Source organism: Amycolatopsis sp. NPDC041971 (genome assembly GCF_055588925.1).
Genome location: NZ_JBVJCE010000011.1, coordinates 199,127 through 216,722, shown reverse-complemented (window position 1 = coordinate 216,722; position 17,596 = coordinate 199,127). Strand labels below are relative to the sequence as shown.

15 protein-coding genes and 2 pseudogenes are annotated in these 17,596 nt (G+C 60.7%); 10 read left to right on the top strand and 7 right to left on the bottom strand.

Annotated elements, in window-relative coordinates:
• Window positions 1-464: 464 nt before the first annotated feature.
• Both ACZ6DT_RS22585 and ACZ6DT_RS22580 read right to left on the bottom strand, forming a co-directional pair.
• Window positions 465-1,313 carry a hypothetical protein gene (locus ACZ6DT_RS22585; RefSeq protein ID WP_465598487.1) on the bottom strand — a complete coding sequence of 283 codons (849 nt, stop codon included), beginning with the start codon at window positions 1,311-1,313 and terminating at the stop codon, window positions 465-467.
• 1,026 nt (window positions 1,314-2,339) lie between these two features.
• Entirely contained in the window at window positions 2,340-2,684 is a 345-nt protein-coding gene (locus ACZ6DT_RS22580; RefSeq protein WP_465598484.1) for an HNH endonuclease, read from the bottom strand.
• A 198-nt stretch (window positions 2,685-2,882) separates the two neighbouring features.
• On the opposite strand from ACZ6DT_RS22580, the gene ACZ6DT_RS22575 reads away from it, so the two are divergent.
• Genes ACZ6DT_RS22575 through ACZ6DT_RS22565 form a run of 3 tightly spaced genes read left to right on the top strand, consistent with a single transcriptional unit; the run spans window position 2,883 to window position 4,622 of the window.
• Window positions 2,883-3,431, top strand: a complete 549-nt coding sequence (locus ACZ6DT_RS22575; RefSeq protein ID WP_465598481.1) for a hypothetical protein — start codon at window positions 2,883-2,885, stop codon at window positions 3,429-3,431.
• Between the two features lie 40 nt (window positions 3,432-3,471).
• Entirely contained in the window at window positions 3,472-4,047 is a 576-nt protein-coding gene (locus ACZ6DT_RS22570) for a hypothetical protein (RefSeq protein WP_465598478.1), read from the top strand.
• Complete coding sequence (locus tag ACZ6DT_RS22565) at window positions 4,044-4,622, top strand: hypothetical protein (RefSeq protein ID WP_465598475.1); 579 nt, start codon at window positions 4,044-4,046, stop codon at window positions 4,620-4,622. The genes ACZ6DT_RS22570 and ACZ6DT_RS22565 overlap by 4 nt, the downstream gene beginning before the upstream one ends.
• Before the next feature lie 449 nt (window positions 4,623-5,071).
• Here ACZ6DT_RS22565 and ACZ6DT_RS22560 read toward each other — a convergent pair whose 3' ends face one another.
• Window positions 5,072-7,414: a phage/plasmid primase, P4 family gene (locus ACZ6DT_RS22560; RefSeq protein WP_465598472.1), complete on the bottom strand. Its 2,343-nt coding sequence runs from the start codon at window positions 7,412-7,414 to the stop codon at window positions 5,072-5,074.
• Window positions 7,415-8,195: 781 nt separating this feature from the next.
• The gene (locus tag ACZ6DT_RS22555) at window positions 8,196-8,774 is read right to left on the bottom strand and encodes a hypothetical protein (protein WP_465598469.1); all 579 of its coding nucleotides are present in this window, start codon (window positions 8,772-8,774) and stop codon (window positions 8,196-8,198) included.
• 289 nt (window positions 8,775-9,063) lie between these two features.
• Between ACZ6DT_RS22555 and ACZ6DT_RS22550 the strand changes: the two genes are divergently transcribed.
• Window positions 9,064-9,375 (top strand): hypothetical protein, encoded by a 312-nt coding sequence (locus ACZ6DT_RS22550; protein ID WP_465598467.1) that lies wholly within the window; start codon window positions 9,064-9,066, stop codon window positions 9,373-9,375.
• 62 nt (window positions 9,376-9,437) lie between these two features.
• Here the strand turns inward: ACZ6DT_RS22550 and ACZ6DT_RS22545 are convergent, their stop codons facing one another.
• Window positions 9,438-9,578, bottom strand: coding sequence for a hypothetical protein (locus ACZ6DT_RS22545; protein ID WP_465598464.1), 141 nt, complete (start codon window positions 9,576-9,578; stop codon window positions 9,438-9,440).
• A 41-nt stretch (window positions 9,579-9,619) separates the two neighbouring features.
• Here ACZ6DT_RS22545 and ACZ6DT_RS22540 point away from each other — a divergent pair.
• Both ACZ6DT_RS22540 and ACZ6DT_RS22535 read left to right on the top strand, forming a co-directional pair.
• Window positions 9,620-10,345, top strand: a pseudogene (locus ACZ6DT_RS22540) (amidohydrolase family protein); the annotation flags it as partial.
• A gap of 68 nt (window positions 10,346-10,413) precedes the next feature.
• Window positions 10,414-11,001 (top strand): hypothetical protein, encoded by a 588-nt coding sequence (locus ACZ6DT_RS22535; protein ID WP_465598461.1) that lies wholly within the window; start codon window positions 10,414-10,416, stop codon window positions 10,999-11,001.
• Window positions 11,002-11,005: 4 nt separating this feature from the next.
• Here the strand turns inward: ACZ6DT_RS22535 and ACZ6DT_RS22530 are convergent.
• Window positions 11,006-11,624: pseudogene (locus ACZ6DT_RS22530) on the bottom strand (Uma2 family endonuclease).
• Window positions 11,625-11,697: 73 nt separating this feature from the next.
• Window positions 11,698-12,843: an acyl-CoA dehydrogenase family protein gene (locus ACZ6DT_RS22525; RefSeq protein WP_465598459.1), complete on the bottom strand. Its 1,146-nt coding sequence runs from the start codon at window positions 12,841-12,843 to the stop codon at window positions 11,698-11,700.
• A gap of 104 nt (window positions 12,844-12,947) precedes the next feature.
• Here ACZ6DT_RS22525 and ACZ6DT_RS22520 point away from each other — a divergent pair, with 104 nt between their 5' ends.
• From ACZ6DT_RS22520 to ACZ6DT_RS22505, 4 genes are all read left to right on the top strand, one after another.
• A complete protein-coding gene (locus ACZ6DT_RS22520; protein WP_465598456.1) occupies window positions 12,948-13,538 on the top strand; it encodes a TetR/AcrR family transcriptional regulator in 591 nt (196 codons plus the stop codon).
• A gap of 94 nt (window positions 13,539-13,632) precedes the next feature.
• Window positions 13,633-14,574, top strand: a complete 942-nt coding sequence (locus ACZ6DT_RS22515) for a carbohydrate kinase family protein (protein ID WP_465598454.1) — start codon at window positions 13,633-13,635, stop codon at window positions 14,572-14,574.
• 192 nt (window positions 14,575-14,766) lie between these two features.
• Window positions 14,767-16,107: a citrate synthase gene (locus ACZ6DT_RS22510; protein WP_465598451.1), complete on the top strand. Its 1,341-nt coding sequence runs from the start codon at window positions 14,767-14,769 to the stop codon at window positions 16,105-16,107.
• 114 nt (window positions 16,108-16,221) lie between these two features.
• Window positions 16,222-17,571, top strand: coding sequence for a cryptochrome/photolyase family protein (locus ACZ6DT_RS22505; RefSeq protein ID WP_465598448.1), 1,350 nt, complete (start codon window positions 16,222-16,224; stop codon window positions 17,569-17,571).
• Window positions 17,572-17,596: the final 25 nt, after the last annotated feature.

Sequence of the window (17,596 nt, the reverse complement as noted above, 5' to 3'; positions counted from 1 at the left end):
GAAGCGCACGACGCATCTTGTGGAAGTCGTTGCGGAGACGAGGAAACTCACTTTCCTGCCTGGATTCGGCTACCCAACCTTGTGCACGCTTTACTTGCAGCCCAACAGTTTCGACATTCTAAACGGCGTGCAAGGTATGCCGTGTGATCGTTGCCTGCTCAAGTCTCCGTCTCCTGAGCCTGTCCCCGCGTTGGTGTTGGACGAAGTTTCCTAAGCCGCACAACAAAAACCCTGCCACCTGAGCGTGTTCACGGCGCTAGGTGGCAGGGTTTTTGTTTGCACACATGGGGTTCGGCGAGAGGAAGGGACCGCATCCCATGGTGCGAGGAACACAGGACACGTGACAGGGAGGAGGTGACGCATCCTGTGTTTGTACCTGAATCGTCGGGGATTCGAGTCAGGTACACGGCGCGAGCGCCATCAAAGGGCAAAGGATCGAACCCTAAGCGCTCAAGCGCCCCGTCTTATAGGCTGCCTGGATAGGCAACAGGCACCATCAAGCCCTGCGGGATTTCGGGCGCTTCGTTGGCGGGCATCCACTTGTCATCAACCTGCGTCCATGTCAACGCTTGATCGATCAACGCCCGCTCTGTCGTGTGCCTCTCTTCAACGCTCTGTGCGTTAAGGAAGATGTTTCGCTTCGCTAGGTACACGACCATTTCCAGCGACACCAACGGCTTTTCAGGTAGGCGTAGCTGAGCCAATGTCGGTGACGTCTGTCCATTGAAGTTGTAGAACACGTGCAAGTTCCCAAGTCCCTTTAGTTCCCACTGTGACACGGGGAGAGGTGGCAGGAATGTCACGGCGATTGTGTGCAGAAGGTTCACGAGTGGGGCGACTTTCGGAATCGAAACGCGTAGTCGCTTGTAAGCATCGATCGCTTCACGTGTCTGACGCTCCCACAAAGCAGGGTTAGCGGCGAACTCGTATGGAACTGCGCACGCATCGCTAGTGATCTTATCGAATTCCTTGTCTAGCTTCTTAGCTACCGCGTTGTACAGATCCTCGGCGGATGCGCGGAGTGTGTTGTACAAATCCTGGTCAAGAGTGTCACGGAACTTTCCAAGCGAAACCTGAGCCGTAGGCGTCTGAAAGGAAGCGTTACGCGCGATACGCTCGACAAGTTCGGGCATGTCCTCATCGGTGGCATTCGCGATTTCCTGCGGGGTGACCTCGCGTACCAAATTGGTGAGATGTTCGGCGCGAGAAAGCTTAGCTTGCAAAACGGCGGGGAGCTTGAATCCCAACGCCTGAGCCTGCGAAATGATCTCGCGTACCTTCGTGTTCTGAGTGTGGATGGTTAGGTCTGACATGTCATTTCCTCAATGTGTGTTGTGTTGTATTCGGGGCATCGATGTTAGGGCCGAACGATCATTTGGAATTAGACCGAAAACCCGTTCAACGAGGGGGTCAAAGTCCGCGACGCTTGCGCGATGCTCGCTTCTCTTCCTCGGTACGCGGGTCCAATTCATCGCGTCCCCATGGCGCTGGAACGGGGTCCAACAGCCATTCGTAGCCCCGTGTTGCAGGACCACGGTCGAACGCAATTCCCTTGTCCCACTGAGAGCGATACTCATTAAGCCATGCGATGCGAGAACAGGGAGCGCAAGCGTTATGGGCGCGTCCTCGGAGCTGTACGACACGCGCAGAGGTGCCCGCGCAATTCTCGCCTTCAATCTGGCAGCGTGCCATCACTTCTCCCCGTTCTTTTGCTCGGCGCGCTTGCGCCTCATTCGGTCGCGTTGACAGGTGCGACAGTAGCGATAGCCGTTGGCGTCAGTACGCGTGTTATCTTCGGTGAATTCGTGCCCGTTAATGCACGTCGGATATTCGGCACGGTAGCCTCCGCGACCCATGTGCGATGAATACCTTTCGGAATTGTGTCAATTTTTTGTTGGAACCCGTACAAAACCTTCACCCTGCTATACTGGGCGGTAGTGACCAGGGGTGGAGGGGCACACCCCCCTGGGTCTTTCTGCTGGTAGGGGGAACGTGTCCTGTGCCACGCAGGCGTGCGCAAAGCAAAATAAAAAGTGCAACTTAAATGCGAAACGCAAAGCGAAGCGTGCGCCGTGTCCTGTGCACTGTGCATACTCTCGCCTTCTCATTCTCTCGTGCTCACTGTCTTTATCTCAGTGTGCGTGTCGCATTCTCGTCCCACTCTGTGTGCGCTACGTGTCATGCGTAGTGCATAGCGAGGAAGGGACTCAGGGGCAACGTGAGTGACTGCGCTTGCTTCACGGTCATTCACACAGTGCGTTACCCCTGTGCGTTTTGTGGGGCATTGGGTGCTGATATGTGCCATATGCTAAGTGCGACGTCTTAATGCCCCTGGGGTGTTACTTTATGCGACCCTTTTGGTACTTGACGTAAGTCTGTTCGCTGCGCGCTGGCCCATAGTAGAGATTGTCCAAACGTGCATCAGTGCTAATGCCGTTCTTGAAGTGGATGGACGATGCCTTAGGACGTTCGCCTAGAAATGCGTTAGCCACGAGAACGTGAACGGCTCGCTGTGTGGGCACCCTGTCGACATGCAACGTGACACGTGACCACGGACGCCTATCAGGGTGCGTGTCGTACCTGTACTGAGCAATCACCCTGCCGTTGCGTCGAACGCGTCCCAAGGTGGATACCTCATAGTTGGGGAAACCTTCGATTGGTGCCCATAGCTCATTCTCAGACATGCTTCACGCCCCCTTTCAAAGGTGCAGGAAGGAAGTTTGGCCACCATGTGGCCTTTGATATAAGACTACATATAGGGGTCGCTGTGTTCGGCTTTTGATTTGAAGAAATGACGTCAGGTGGCCGGCTAACAGGGGTCAATAATTGAAGTCGCGGTGAGGGCTATTAATGGGCTAAGAAAGGTGCGCTAGGATCATTCCATGAGCACGACTCAGGTTTGGTGGTCGGCGGCACTGATCGCGGCGATAACTGTCACAGGTAGCTTGTTGACGGTCTGGTTGACCAACAAGTACGCAAATCGCAGATCCGAGGGTGAACTAACGCATCAACGGGAGAGGTTCGTTAAGGAACTTGAGCATCAGCGCGAGATAGAGCAACGGAAGCTTGTGCACGACGCTCGACAAAAGGCATACCTAGAGCTTGTGGAATGCTCATACGTCATGCACAAGTTCATTCGTGCAATCGAAATGAGCGGGCCGACTGGGATGCTCGCTAAGAGTTGGGAACGTATCGACCGATTCCAAAGCGCAATTCTCGCATGTCGTGCATTGGGAGGAGCTGCTGTAGTGGATATGGCAGACGCTTTGATGATCCGTGTTGAGAAGTTCTCTGAAGAGACAGGAGAAGCGCGCATGACAGGTGAATACACTTTTGATGCGGGGGCTGCATATGAACCTGCACGCGCGTTGTATGCGGAGATGGTCAAGGCTGTGCGCGCAGATTTAGGAGTTCTCGACACGCAGCAATGAGAGTGTCGGATAGCGCGAATGGGTGCGCTACGATTGCCCGATGAGTACGAATCAGGTTTGGTGGTCGGCTGTACTGATCGCGGCTATAACTGTCACGGGCAGCGTGTTGACAGTGTTGTTCACGAATATCTTTGCGAATCGTAGATCTGAGCGAGAGCTTGCGAATCAACGAGAACAGTTCGCGAATCAACGGGACCAGTTCGCTGTGCAGTTGGAGCACCAACGTGACCAGTTCGCCGATCAGCTCAAGCATCAGCGTGAGTTAGAGAGGCATAAGCTTCTGTTCGATGAGCGATCGAAACTCTATGTGACGTTCTTTGCGGCCTATGCAAACCTGTCGGAAGCTGTAGCAGGGCTTTTGATATGGGGTGGAGGCGACGGAGCAGTGATGGATGGGGCTCGCAAAATGTGCCACATAATCAAGGAATGCCGTCTTGTGGCGTCTTCTGAACTTCAGGAAGAAGCTAAGGAGATGGATGATATTCTTAACGCATTCATAGTCGCCGTATTGGCGGAGTCGCAAGATGAAGAGGTTAGAACCCAGTGGCATGGAATAGTTGATAACTTTGAGCGGGTGGCACGAGCTATGCGACGTGATCTCGGAGTGGTCGAATGAACAACACACCCGCATGGCTGACAATCGCTGTAGCTGGCACCACGGCGTTAGTCGCAATCTTGACGGCCTCAATCACTACGTGGTTGAACGTGAGGAGTGCGAATAAGAGATCAGAAGAGGAACGCAAGGCGCAAAAAGAACGGTTTTCGGGTGAGCTTGAACATCAGCGTGAATTAGAGCGTAGGAAGCTACTCTTTGGCCTGCGGTCCGAAACCTACATAAAGATAGCTGCGGTATTCACAGAGGTGGTGGATATTGTTTCAATCGCTAGAACTTCACATGCGCCGGATAGTACCGACCACGTTGACGGCCTGATGCGGAGTGTGCGACGTTTGCGGGGCGAGGTTACAGCCTGTTCAATTATTGCCTCCGATGAGGTGACAAATAAGGCGCGGGCGTTCAGGGAGCACCTTGAGCGAAATTTAAGGTGGCTTATAAAGGCGCAAGACACGGATGCGTCAGAACAAGGCGATTTTATGGAAGTCTGGCTGCCAGCTAGGGATGCGTTCGTTGAGCTGGCTAACGTGATGCGCATTGATCTGGGTTCGATTCAAGACGACGCGCGCGTTGGTTGACAACAGACGTTGTCACTCTGATAATTCACACGTGGAGACGCGAGAGACAAGCGAAGTTATGGAAGCCCTGCAAACTGAGACCAGGATGTTTCAACGTACGGGAGAGGGATTCTCACATGAGAGCGTGGAGGCGTACCGAGTGCAGGCCGTACGGTGGTTGAAGGATCATTCGGAACTCTCGACACGCAGCATTGAAGGTGCCGACTGGGATGAGGTCTTCAAGTACTTCACAGCCTGAGGGCAACACAAAGCCCCTGATTCCCTAGGAGAGGGTGTCAGGGGCTTTGTCGTATGTGTCACTGAGAGGGGTCGTGCCGCTACAAGAGTTAGTTTCAGTGCTGAAAAGTTAGGTTCAGAGCCCTATTTTGAAAACTTTCTCTATACGCGTATAGGAGATACTTTTATAAAACAGGCTCTGAACCTAACTTTTCGGCACTGAAACTAACTCTTCAGAACTCTTCGCGCGGCGTGGCGGCTTCCCAACTCCCTCCAGGCTTGAGGCGCAGGCCGTGAACGTACGTCTTGTTGCCCGCGCCTACGACCTTTGAGAAGCCCTTCTCAGATAGCGCAGTGTAGAAGGAACGGTTACCGCGAAACTCAGGCTTTCCAAGTTCCTTGACGGCCCACTCCTGATAGTCCTTCCACAACGCTGACGCCAACTCGCGCTCATTCTCACCAACGATGCAACGGTCTGAGACCCACTCGCGCAGCTTGTCCGTGGAGACCTTGTAATCCTGCGTCGCCACACGAACGCTCTCAGGCTCCTGCAATCCACTACGTGCCCACTTCATTGCACCTGCCACCAACCACGCGAAGATGCCATCGGCTTCCTGGTTCATGAGGTAGGCGTCTAGCCCCTTTTCGCGCTCTTCGGGCTTGAAGTACCTAGAGAACTCGATAAGGCGCACGCGGTCCCATAGAGCCTCGCCCTGTGAACGGAAGTCAGGCTTGTGGTTGGTGACAAGGAACAATTGGAAAGCGCGACGGAATGAGAACTTCCTGCCGTACAACTCACGGGCTTCAACCCTGTTGTCTCCGGTAAGGCGCTTCACTAGCGCCTCATCCATGACAAGGGTGTCACTCGTTTCACTCAAGACGGCCATACGTCGGCCACGCAATGAGGCAACCTCCGTGTCCTTCGTGTTCCCTGCCTTGTCGTCAAAGGCTCCCTGTAGCAGTCCTGTAGCCAATGGGCCGAACACGTGGGAGAGAACGTCAAGCATTACGGACTTCCCGTTACGCCCCTTCCCGACAAGCACAGGGAAAATGTGTTCCGTGTTGTGACCTGAGAGCGAGTACCCGAAGAGCCTTTGTACATACTCGGCTACGTCAGGCTTGCCAGGGAAAATCTCTTCAACGAAACGCTCCCAGCGGTCGCGCTTCGCGCTCGGATCGTAGTTGACGTTTAGTACCTTGGTGATCAGGTCTTCCTTCCTGTGTGGGGAAAGCTCACCTGTTACTAGGTTCACGGTTCCATTCTGAACGCTCACCAAATCGGGGTGTGAGTCGAACGATTCGACGTCGGCAACGTAGACGCTTGGGAGGCTGCTAAGCAACGTGAGAGTGTTTGTGATCCCGGCCGCACTGTTCGCATAGACGGCGAACTTCGTAGCGTTGGAAATACCCCCGTTGTCGTCAGAAGCTCCGAGCGCCGCAACGTCTTCCCAAATCAACTTGTTTGAGCGACGCACTAGCTCACGTGCCGCTGATTCGTTGCACTCCCACACCTTCCCATTCCACGCCAACCACCCAATGCCAGGGTTGTACAGGATGTACCCATTCAGCATTTCGGCGACGCGCTCAGCATTGGCACTGTCGGTGCGCTTAGCGGCAATGGTGACACGGCGCGCCTCCGGGACATAGGAGTTGAGACGTGCGAGTGCACTTTCCTTGGGAACCGTCGCCTGTGCCTTAATAGGGGAACTCGCGAAGTGAGCCTTAGGAGAAGCCTCCGCGTAAGTGCGTGCGTCACGTAGGACCATGCTCAAGTCGCGGAAGTCCTCGCCCCCGCTCAGCTTGTATGCCTGTTCAATCGCTGCCTGAATATCGTCCCAATCGTCACCACTCCACGCGGCATTGCGGAAGGCGTTCGTAGCCTCTGTAATGAGAGCGTCGTGACGCTCTCCATCAACCGCTTCAGAGATCTTCTGAACCCCGTCATTGATCCAGCGTCGGTATCGCGCCAACTCATCGGCGCTCAACGATGAAGGGTCCGGCTGAACATCTTCATAGCGCGATGGGTGCGTTTCGCTCAGTGTGCTTGAAACACGAGTCACGCCCTTTGATGCCTGATGTGCTACCCATGCCGCCAGAATGACCGGAGGTAGCTCTACAGGGTCAACGGCCTGCAATACCTCATAAACTCCTGCGGGCTTCTTATTGACCGCCTCACGTTCAGTTGTGGGACCTGCCACGTAGCAGCCTGCACAGAGGAAGTCGACGCCTGGAACGAGCTTGTTGATAATCTTTCCTAGCGATTCAACACCTGCGGGCAACCTGAAGTACAGGTGCGTTCCTCCGCTTGGCGTGGCGACTGTGAACGTGCGCGGTAGCTTCCCGAAACATTCTTCGATCGCCTCAAGGCTTCCGCCGTTCTGCGGGTCGATATCGATTACGGCAAGTCCGGAGTTGTCTAGAACGACACCAACTCCGCTTGCCCTAGATAGTCGCTCAAACTCATATTCTCCGTGCTTAGTGTTCTGCCACTCGCGGGGGCGCGTCTGGCCATGGATGGGGAACAAAGCCCACCCGTTAGCGTCCGCGTAGTCAATGAACGACTGACGTTCGAACATGTAGAATCTCCTTAGTAGGTTTGTTTGTGGGACCTGCGCCCCTTGTGTGTCGTTCTCTTCGTTGTGTTGCGTCGAAGCGCCTTGCTATGTCATCGGAAACGTTGATGTGGCAAGGCGCTTTTTCTATGTCGCGTCACGCTTAAGTTCTTCCATCTGGTCGCGCAGCTCTTGAACCATGTCCCAAAGCTCCCCGATTTCACGCTCACACATCGAGTGGTCACAGTCGTTCATTGTCATTTCCTCCGAGAATTTGCACGGCCCTGGCCGGCTCCGTATTCATATAATTACAGATTGTGTCGGTGCTGTGTCGCTTCAACTCTGCGAGGAACAACAACACCACGCACAGGCCAATTAGGGTGATCATGCGACGCACCCCTTTAGGCACTGCTCTAGTTGTTCGCGTAGTCGCGCGTTCTCGATCGTTAGGCGTTCAACTTCAATGCGGTCAGCCTTTGCGCGTACTAGACGACGCTTCTTAGATGCCTGCACCTGTCGGTTTTGACAAGTTCGACACCTTGCATAGCCGTCGTTCATTCGGCTGTTCTCTGGCGTCTTGGCATGGCCGCAACGAAATGCTTCGGTCATAGCTGTCCTCCTTGGGGTTTACGGTGATAGTGCTAAATTAAGCGCCCGTGAAAGGCGCTGCCTAAGGAGACTACATGCAGGGGTCGTAATTCTTTGGCGTGCCGAAAAATATCTTTGGTCAGGTGCGATGCAAATTGCATCAATCGTTCCGCGGCTTCATTTAGTTACGTCCTCTATCGGCTTCGATGCACTGCGTTTACGACACCTCATCGCGGATCAACCGCAAACGGTCGAGGATGGTTGAGACGTGCTCAAGTGCTGCAATCGCGTCGTCCAAGTACTCGCCAATGATGGGCGCGGGATCTTCGTTCATGGCCATGACCGCACGTGTTAGAGATGCGTCGATGGACTGCGCCGAACTCCGCACCGTCTGAAACTCTCGCGCGGCTTCACGCTCACGTGTCTTTACTTCGTGCTCTCGAACCTGGTCCGCAATGTCTGCGGGGAGTGGTGGCAGTGACCCAAATGAATCACTCTCGTCAAGATCACGGCTGACCGTGCTCTGACTGCTGCCTGTGCTCTTGGCAATCTGCCGCTGAGACATGCCCGCATCGCTGAGAGCGCGGTGAACGTCCGTGCGTGTCTCAACGTTGGCGATCTTGGTCAACACCGTGCCGAACTCGGTTTCGCGGTACTCGTCCCACGACGCGTACGCAAGCGCTTCCCAGTCCCGTTCCCGGTGCGCCTGCGCAAGCTCTTCGTAGGCCCCGCTGAGGTTCGTACGGATGCGCTCAGCCCGTGCCCGTGCGGCTATGGGTCCCTTCCACTGCGTCATGCTGATCTTGTCCCTTCCCTGTCTCCGTCCCCGCTTCCCTTCCCCTGCGGGTGGCCTTGTGAAGAGATGTGTATCTTCAACAACCCCCCGTAACTCAGAGATCATGTAGAACGTCATGGACATGGGCATATGCTGCGCAGGGAATATGAGGGGTTCGGGCTGCACCGTTCGCGGTAGGCGCTCTGAGCTGCACTAAGACCGTTAAAAGTGTTCTGCGTCACATTGGGTCGAGTGGTCGCGCTGGCACGATGAGCCGTCGGTGTGGAGCGGATGAGCGGGGAGTTACGGAGTGGAACGGGATGAACGCGGACGGTTGAAGCCCTCGAACCCCCGAAAGCACCTGTGGAGTGTCACGGTTCAGCGCCCGGACGAACGGCCGTATCAAGAGATCGTTGAGGCGTACAGCGAACGCGCGGCCCGTGCCAGGTTCGGGCGCACGGCTGTCAACGTGACGCGATACAAGGAAGCTGAGCGCCCCAAGCGCTACGTGATGCGTGCCGTAGGGCGTCTCATCATCCGTGTCGTGAAGGGCGCGAAGCACGTGGGCGTGAAGGCGTGGCGCTCGTGGAGGAACAACGACGCGAGACCGTACGACGGCTGAGAGTGCGACAGAGCCCCTGCCGATGTATCTCGACAGGGGCTCAGTGTCAGGAGGTAGGCGCGCTACTTGGGTACGCCGCAGTACGGCACGCGGCGCTCCTCGTCCTCCTCGTGCGATACGACGAACACCTTCACGGCCTCATCCCCACATGTGCACAGCTCACCCGCGTTGGGCTCTACCTCGACAACCCTCGTGTTGATCATGTTCGCTCCCTCCGTTCGCGACGCCGTGTGAATCTCATAGCGACAAGAAGCAGACGCCCTCGACCAGGCTCGGCGTCGCGTCGACCATCCGCGACGCGTTCACCGCCGCGCGCAACTACGCCGCTCAGCGCGACCACGCCACTGGTGAGGGCAAGCCGTTCGACGTCGACCTGACCAAGGAGACGCTGGCCAAGGTCCTCGACGGCGAGCTGTACTGGGACCAGCACGTCCACCGCGCCGACGACATGGTCACCGCGATCCGGCTGGCGGACGAGTTCGGCTACAAACTCGTGATCAACCACGGCACCGAAGGCCACCTCATCGCGGATCTGCTCGCCGAGCGGGACGTGCCGGTGATCCTCGGCCCGCTGTTCACCACCAAGTCCAAAGTGGAGCTGCGCAACCGCACCCTGCGCGCGCCCGGCATTCTCGCCAGGGCGGGCGTGCGGATCGCGATCACCACGGACCACCCGGTCGTGCCGATCAATTTCCTGGTGTACCAAGCGGCGCTGTCGGTGAAGGACGGCCTCGACCCGGAGACCGCGTTGAAGGCGCTGACCGTCAACCCGGCCGCGATGCTGGACCTCGACGACCAGGTCGGTTCACTGAAGGCGGGCCTCGACGCCGACGTGGTCCTCTGGTCGGGTGACCCGCTGGACGTGATGAACCGGGCCATGCGGGTGTTCGTGCGCGGGCGCGAGGTCTACCACTTCGACGAGGCGGCCGGGGTCGGCGTCACCGCGGAGCGGCGATACCGCGAAGGCTGACTTCGGGCTTGCCAGGGCTGCTCCGTCTGTGCTCTCATGTGTGACACACTGGGGAGGGTGTGTAACACATGAAGCGCTGGGTTCTCGTTCTGGTGATCGGTTTCGGCTTTTTGGGTGTCTGCCTGATGTGGGCGACCGAAGACTCGAGTGCCGTCAAATGCGACGGCAGGCTCATGTCGTACGGCGACGTCTGCGAGACCACCAAGAACGGTCGCACCGTCCGTACGGAGACTTACACCGAGATGAAGAAGGGTGCCGAAACCCGCGAGAGGGCCTTTCAGAACCATGGTCTGTGGGTGGGCGGGGTGGGGGTCGCGCTGACCGGGCTCGGCGCGACGATGCTGATCCGGAAGCGGCGGAGCGCATCGCGGGCTGGTGTGACGGCGCCGCAAGGTGGGCACGCGCAGCCGCAGCCCCAGTGGCAAGGTCAGCCCCAGTGGCAAGGGCAGCAGTGGCAAGTTCAGCCTCAGCCTGGATTCCCGCCGCGGCAAGGAAACCCGCAGCCGTACGCGAACCAGGCGGTTCAGCAGTACCCGCCGCGGCAGCCCGATCCGCCCGCCCAGCAGTATCAGCGGCCGTACCCGCCGCCGGCCGGCCGGCCGCAGCAACCGCCTCAGCAGCAACCGCCGCAGCAGTTCGGCCCGACCGGGCACTGAATGGCTAGCCCAGAAGCCGATCGAGATCCAGTTTCACCGGAAACGGCTCGGCGGCGGCGAATTCGCCGGTCATGGCCGGAGCGTCCTGGTAGCCGGGTTCGCCCGCTTGGTGGCAGGCGACGAGTGAGACGGGCTCGCTGAGGTCGACGATCCAGTAGTGCGGGATCCCCGCGTCGGCGTACTCGCCGTGTTTGGTCACGTAGTCGGTGCGCTTCGAGCCCGGCGACACGATTTCGATTACCACGACGACGTCGTCCGCGTGGTACATCGTGTCTTCTTCGTCGATCCGCTCGCCCGCTTCACGGGGGGGCGATGATCAGCTCCGGTCGCCTGGCGAAACCCGGCTCGCCGGGCGGCACCAGCCCTAGGTCCACGTCGATGTCCTGGACGAATTCGAGGTGATCGGGCGGCTGGGGTTCCAGTTGCCTGGCCAAGGCGTAGAGCGCCTTGTTGTGTCTCCGCTTGGGGCTCGGCGACATGACAAGGCGACCTTCCACGAGCTCGGTGAATCCGGAATCGGGCTCCCCGAGCGCCGCGTACTCCGCGACGGACAGCAGATGATCCGGGACGGCCCACCCTGATTCACCGTGCGACCGGGCCGCGGAGTAGGGAAGGACTGCCACAGCGTCTCCTCACGTCCTCCACGGTGTCTCACGACTCCTGAGTGACCACTGGTGATCATATCAGCGCGGAGAGTCAGGTTTTCCGCAGTTCCCGCGCGATCACCATGCGCTGGATCTGGTTCGTGCCCTCGAAGATCTGCGGCACCTTCGCCTCCCGCATGTACCGCTCCACCGGAAAGTCCTTCGTGTATCCGGCCCCGCCGAGGACCTGGACGGCGTCGGTGGTCACCTTCATCGCGCCGTCGGTCGCGACGAGCTTCGCGATGGACGCCTGTCGCTGGAACGGCAGCCCGCGGTCGCGGCGGCGGGCGGCGTCGAGGTACATGGCGCGGGAGGTCTCGACGGTCGCGGCCATGTCGGCCAGCAGGAACTCCAGGCCCTGGAACTCGATGATCGGCCGCCCGAACTGCGTGCGGCCCTTCGCGTACTCGAGGGCCTCGTCGAGCGCGGCCTGCGCGAGCCCGACGGCGCAAGCGGCGATGCCCAGTCGTCCGGAGCTGAGTGACGACAGCGCGATCTTCAGGCCCTGGCCCTCTTCGCCGATCCGGCGTTCAGCGTCAACGGCGGCGTCTTCGAACATCAGTTGCGCGGTGGTCGAACCGGTGAGGCCCATCTTCCGCTCGGGTGGCGCGGCCGAGAGGCCCGGCGTCGCCGCGTCGACGAGGAGACAGGTGATGCCCTGTCCGCCGTCGTCGCTGGTGCGCACCATGGTCGTGTAGAAGTCGGCCTCGCCCGCGTGGGTGATCCAGGCCTTCGTGCCGTTCACGACGTACTGGGTGCCATCGAGTCGCGCGCGGGTGGAAAGTGCGGCGGCGTCGGAGCCGGCGTGGGTTTCGGACAGTGCGTACGCGCCCAGCAGGCCGCCTTCCAGCATCGCGGGCAGCCAGCGGTCACGCTGTTCGTCGGTGCCGTGGTGCGCGAGCGCGAAGCAGGACATGGTGTGCACGGAGAGCCCGACGCCGACTGACATCCACGCGGCCGCGATCTCCTCGAGAACCTGCAGGTAGACCTCGTATGACAGGTCTCCGCCGCCCCATCGCTCCGCGTACGGCAGGCCGAGCAGCCCGGCCTGTCCGAGCAACCGGAACTGCTCGCGCGGGAAATGCGCGGTCTCTTCGTACTTGCTCGCGATCGGGGCGAGCTCCTCGTGCGAGATCTCCTTGGCCAGGTCGATCAGATCCTGGGCCTCGGTGCTGGGCAGAAGACGGTCCGCCGGCATGGCTCCTCCGAGCTGAACTGTACTCAAAACAGTACTGTGGGCTTATGAAGAGTACAGTACGAACTGTCTGAAGACCTACGATCCGGGTGAGGGATAGTGATCCCATGACCCCGCGCCGCCAGCCCACCGCGCGCCAGAGAGCACTGCTCTCCGAACTCGAAGCGATCTTCCTCGCCGAGGGGTTTTCCCAGTTCACGCTGGACGATCTCGCGGCAAGGCTCCGCTGCTCGAAGTCGACCCTCTACGCGCTCGCCCCCAGTAAGGAGCAGCTCGCGGTCAAGGTCGTCACCCACTTTTTCAAGGGCGCCGCCGAACTGCTGGAAGAGCGGATCGACGGGATCGACGACGCCCGCAAGATCCTCGGGGAGTACCTCGCCGGGATCTCCGAGTACCTGAATCGCGCTTCGGCCGCGTTCATGACCGACATCGCCGAATTCGCGCCGGCGCGGGACGCGTATCAGCTCAACAGTCGCGCCGCGGCCCAGCGGATCCGGTCGTTCATCGATCGCGGCGTCACCGACGGCGTTTTCCGTGAGGTGCACGCGCGGCTGATCGCGGAAATGGCGGGACTGATCATCGAGGGAATCCAGACCGGCGTCATCGGTCAGCGCGCCGGGGTGACCGACGCCGAAGCGTTCACCGCGTTGTCGGAACTTCTCCAGAGTGGAATCGCGACGCGTCCGCGTCTCCGTTGAGGGTCGCGGGGGCATGGCTGGCGGATCGCGACAAAAAATGTCCTGAACTGACAATTCTGGTGGTCTCACCGCCGCCTCGGCTAGCATCGCGCCCGTGATCGTCGTAGGTGGAGAGGCGCTGGTCGACCTCGTTCCCGGTGCACCGTTGGATTCCACTGTGGACGGTGGGTTGCGCGCGCTGCTGCCCCGGATGGGTGGTGGTCCGTACAACGTCGCGCTCGCCGCCGGGCGGCTCGGCGTCCCGGCGGGGTTCTTTTCGCGGGTCTCGAATGACCGGTTCGGCGTCGCGCTGGTGGACCGGCTGCACGCCTCCGGTGTCGATACCGCCTTGCTGCAACGGGGAAACGAGCCGACGACGCTCGCCGTCGTCGCGCTCGACGAGAAGGGTTCCGCGCGATACACCTTCTACACCGAGGGCACCGCGGACAGGCTCGTCGGCGACCCCGGCCCGCTGCCGGAGAATGTGACGGCGCTCTCGCTCGGCACCCTCGGCATGGTCCTGGAGCCGGGGGCGAGCACCTACGAAACCGTGTTGCGCCGCGAATCCGCCCGCGGTGTGCTGACCGTCCTCGACCCGAACATCCGGGCGGCGCTGATCACCGATCCGGCGGCGTACCGGGCGAGGTTCGAGTCCTGGTTACCGCATATCCGCTTGCTCAAGATCTCCGACGACGACACGGAATGGCTCGCCGAAGGCGCCGATCCGGTCGACGCGGCAAAGGTCTGGACCTCGTGCGGAGTCGATGCCGTCGTGCTCACCCGCGGCGCGCGGGGGCTGTCCGTCATCACACGAGCGGGCGAAATCGCGCAGGTCCCGTCACGCCGGGTCGACGTCGTCGACACGATCGGCGCCGGTGACACCGTGCAGGGCGCCCTGCTGGCATGGCTGTACTCGAACGGGGTGTGTGAGGTGTCCACACTCGACGCCGACGGCTGGCGTACGGCGCTCGAATTCGCGGCGAAAGCGGCGTCGATCACCGTCTCGCGGAGCGGGGCGGAACCGCCGACGGCGGAGGATATGGCATCCGCCGTGTGAACCTGGTCCCAAAGGGGCTGTTGTGAGCAACTCACCCGCTGCGCGTTCACCCCATTCTCGACTAGCGTGGAGAGGAATTCATACCCCAGCGGGGCGGTGTGCAGCGAGGCCGTGGGTCACGCGCGTGAAAGAGGGCGTGCCTGTGGAACCTACAGGCGCCGCCGGCCCGTGCTGAACGTGAGAGGGACTTACATGTCCGACGCGACGACGGGCGAGACTGTGTCAACTGGTTCTCGGCGGGAAAGCGAACCTCGAACCGCGACGCTGCGCCTGCCCGATGGCGAGCACGAGTTCAAGGTGATCCACCCGGTCGAGGGCGCGCCTGGGATCGAGCTGGGGAAGCTGCTGGCGACGACCGGGTACATCACCCACGACCCGGGGTTCGTGAACACCGGTGCCGCCTCGTCGGCCATCACCTACATCGACGGTGACGCCGGCATCCTGCGCTACCGCGGGTATCCGATCGAGCAGCTGGCCGAGAAGTCCACCTTCATCGAGGTCTCGTACCTGCTCATCTACGGCGAGCTGCCCACCCAGACGCAGCTGTCCGAGTTCACCGGGAAGATCCAGCGCCACACGCTGCTGCACGAAGACCTCAAGGCCTTCTTCAGCGGCTTCCCGCGTGACGCGCACCCGATGCCGGTGCTCTCCAGCGCCGTGTCCGCGCTGTCGACCTTCTACCAGGACTCGCTCAACCCGTTCGACGAACCGAACGTGGAGCTGTCCACCATCCGTCTGCTGGCCAAGGTCCCGACCCTCGCCGCGTACGCGTACAAGAAGTCCGTCGGCCAGCCGCTGCTGTACCCGGACAACTCGCTCGGCCTTGTCGAGAACTTCCTGCGGATGACCTTCGGCTTCCCTGCCGAGCCCTACGAGGTCGACCCGGACGTCGCCAAGGCGCTCGACCTGCTGTTCATCCTGCACGCCGACCACGAGCAGAACTGTTCGACCTCGACCGTGCGCCTCGTCGGCTCCTCCGAGGCGAACCTGTTCGCCTCGATCTCGGCCGGTATCAACGCGCTCTTCGGCCCGCTGCACGGTGGCGCCAACAGCGCGGTGCTGGACATGCTCGAGGGCATCCAGGCCGAAGGCGGCGACGTCGCGAAGTTCGTCACCCGCGTGAAGAACAAGGAAAAGGGTGTCCGCCTGATGGGCTTCGGGCACCGGGTCTACAAGAACTACGACCCGCGCGCGAAGATCATCAAGAACACCGCGGACGAGATCCTCGCCAAGCTCAAGGGCGGCGACCAGCTGCTCGACATCGCGAAGAAGCTGGAAGAGACCGCGCTCTCGGACGACTACTTCATCGAGCGGAAGCTGTATCCGAACGTCGACTTCTACACCGGCCTGATCTACCGGGCGCTCGGCTTCCCGACGAAGTACTTCACCGTGCTGTTCGCGCTCGGCCGCCTGCCCGGCTGGATCGCGCACTGGCGCGAGATGATCCAGGACCCGGCCACGAAGATCGGCCGCCCGCGGCAGATCTACACCGGCTACGCGTCGCGGGACTACGCGCCCATCGCGGAGCGCTGATCCCCCTCCCGGCAAGCGCTATGAACGGACCGTTCCTTGCAAATTCGGCAAGGAACGGTCCGTTCATAGCATTCGGGCGTGCGGGGTCGGGGGAGCGCGCTTAGGGTTGCCCGAGTGACCAGAGAAGCCCCCGTAGTGCTGTGGCTCCGCCGCGACCTCCGCCTCGGCGACCACGCCGCCCTGCTGGAAGCCTCGAAGCACAGCAAGCACGTCCTCGCGCTGTACGTACTCGACGACGCGCTCCTCCAACCGTCCGGCGCCCCGCGCGTCGCGTTCCTGCACGGCTGCCTGAAAGCGCTGGACGAGCAGCTCGGCGGACGGCTGATGCTCGTCAAGGGCGACCCCGCCGAGGAGGTCGTCAAGGCCGCGCGCGAGATCGGCGCCGCGGCGGTGCACGTCAGCGCGGACACCGGCCCGTACGGTCGCCGCCGCGACGACGCGGTCAAGAAGGCGTTGGCGGAACACGACATCGCCTGGGTCGAGACGGGGTCCTCGTACGCCATCACGCCAGGCCGGATCACCAAACCGGATGGTGAGCCCTATCGCGTGTTCACCCCGTTCTACCGTGCGTGGGTGCGTTACGGCCGGCCGGTGCCCGCGGACACGGGAAAGTCCATAGTGGACTGGGTGGAGCCGCCGCGTTCGGTCGAGCTCCCGAAAACCCCCTCGCTCGACGGGATGGAGCTGCCGGAACCCGGCGAGAAGGCGGCGCTGGAGCGCTGGCACGAGTTCCTGGACGACGGCCTCGAGACCTACGACGAGGATCGCGACCGGCCGGATCGCCCCGGTACGACAAGGCTTTCGCCGTATCTGCGCTGGGGTTGCGTGCACCCGCGCACCTTGCTGGCCGACCTCGCCGGGAACGAGGGATCCGGTGCCAAGGCGTTGCGCGGCGAGTTCGCCTGGCGCGAGTTCCACGCCGATGTTCTGTGGCACCGCCCCGAAACCGCGCGGAAGAACTACGATTCCCGTTTCGACGCCATGGAATACGAGAGCGACGACGAGGCGTTCCAGCGGTGGTGCGAAGGACGCACCGGCTTCCCGATCGTCGACGCCGGAATGCGCCAGCTGCTCGCCGAGGGCTGGGTGCACAACCGCGTCCGGATGATCGTGGCGAGTTTCCTGGTCAAGGATCTGCATCTGCCGTGGTGGCTCGGCGCCCGGCATTTCATGAAGCATCTGGTCGACGGCGATCTCGCGTCGAACCAATTGAACTGGCAGTGGGTGGCGGGCAGCGGCACCGACGCCGCGCCGTACTTCCGGATCTTCAACCCGATCACGCAAGGGGAGAAGTTCGACCCGTCCGGCGACTACGTGCGCCGTTATGTGCCCGAACTCCGCTCCGTGCAAGGGAAAGCGGTGCACAAACCCGCCGACGTGCCCGACTACCCCGCGCCCATGGTCGACCACGCCCACGAACGCCAAGTCGCCCTGGAGCGCTACGGCGCCATCAAAGGTCCGTGAAGGCCTCCTTGAGGGACCCTGGGTC